This window comes from Martelella mediterranea (assembly GCF_004342225.1).
Lineage (GTDB): Bacteria > Pseudomonadota > Alphaproteobacteria > Rhizobiales > Rhizobiaceae > Martelella > Martelella mediterranea_B.
This window is the reverse complement of record NZ_SMAR01000100.1, coordinates 1-1,281: the sequence shown is the minus strand read 5'-3', so window position 1 is coordinate 1,281 and position 1,281 is coordinate 1. Positions and strand designations below refer to the sequence as shown.

The window sequence follows — 1,281 nt, the reverse complement described above, 5'->3', positions numbered from 1 at the left end:
TGAAGTGGCTCGGTTTGTTTGAACAGGCTGCTGGTCGTTCTTAAGTGGTTTTCGGCCTTGTTTATGCTGCCTCTGATATCGCGGGCAGCGCGTTGAAGTAAGCCTGATCGGGTGTGTTCCGGTCAAGCGATGAATGCGGGCGGCGGCTGTTGTAGAAGGTCAGATATCGTCCGATCCCGGCTCGGGCTTCTGCGACCGTCTTGTAGGCGTGAAGATAGACCTCTTCATATTTGATCGACCGCCAAAGCCGCTCCACGAAGACATTGTCGCGCCAAGCGCCCTTGCCGTCCATCGAGATCTTGATTTCGGCCTCTTTCAAAACCCCGGTAAAATCAATGGATGTGAACTGCGATCCCTGATCGCTGTTGAATATCTCTGGCTTGCCATATCGACCGAGCGCTTCCTCGACGGCCTCAATGCAGAACGCGGTTTCCAGCGTGATCGAAAGTTTCCACGACAACACTCGCCGAGAGAACCAGTCGACGACGGCGCAGAGATAAACGAAGCCCCGCGCCATCGGGATATACGTTATGTCGATTGCCCAGGCTTGATTGGGACGGGTGACCGCAACGTTCTTCAAAAGATAGGGATAAATCTTGTGTCCCGGCGCCGGTTTCGAGGTGTCCGGGCGCCGGTAGATCGCCTCGATCCCCATCTTCTTCATCAGCGTTCTGACATGCAGACGCCCGACATGATAGCCTTCTGCTATCAAAAGCCCCTGTAACATCCGGCTCCCGGCGAAGGGGTAGTCCAGATGCAGCTCGTCAATCCGGCGCATCAGCGCCAGATCAGCCATTGATGTTGGCCGAGGCAGATAGTAAACGCTGCCACGGCTGATGCCGAGAGCCCGTGCCTGACGGGAAATGGGAAGGGGATGGTTCCGGTTGATCATCGCTTTCCGCCCAACAATCCGGCCTTGTCGAGCGCGCCGGCTAAAAAATCGTTCTCCAGTGTCAGTTCGCCGATCTTCGCATGAAGGTTTTTAACATCGACGGCAGGCGCCGCATCTTCCTTGCGCCCGTCATCGAAGACGTTCATCGCGCCTTCGAGTAATTGATCTTTCCATTGCTTGATCTGGTTGGCGTGGACGTCGAACTGCTGCGAAAGCTCGACCATGGTCTTCTCACCCTTGATCGCTGCCAGGGCGACTTTCGCTTTGAAAGCGGGACTATGATTACGGCGGGGTCTTCTTGTCATACGGGCTCCTGTTGACGGCATGATGCCGGATCGAAGAGCCGAAAACCACTTATACCGCCTGTTCAGTTTTCCCGAGCCACTTCA

General features: G+C 55.5%; 1 protein-coding gene. It reads right to left on the bottom strand.

Features of this window, described 5'->3' with window-relative positions; all coding sequences use genetic code 11:
- Positions 1-61: 61 nt before the first annotated feature.
- Positions 62-1,197 (bottom strand): IS3 family transposase gene (locus EDC90_RS20755; RefSeq protein ID WP_207903999.1). Its coding sequence is split into 2 segments (ribosomal slippage): positions 62-933 and positions 933-1,197, totalling 1,137 coding nucleotides; the frame shifts between segments, so codons are not numbered across the junction.
- Positions 1,198-1,281: the final 84 nt, after the last annotated feature.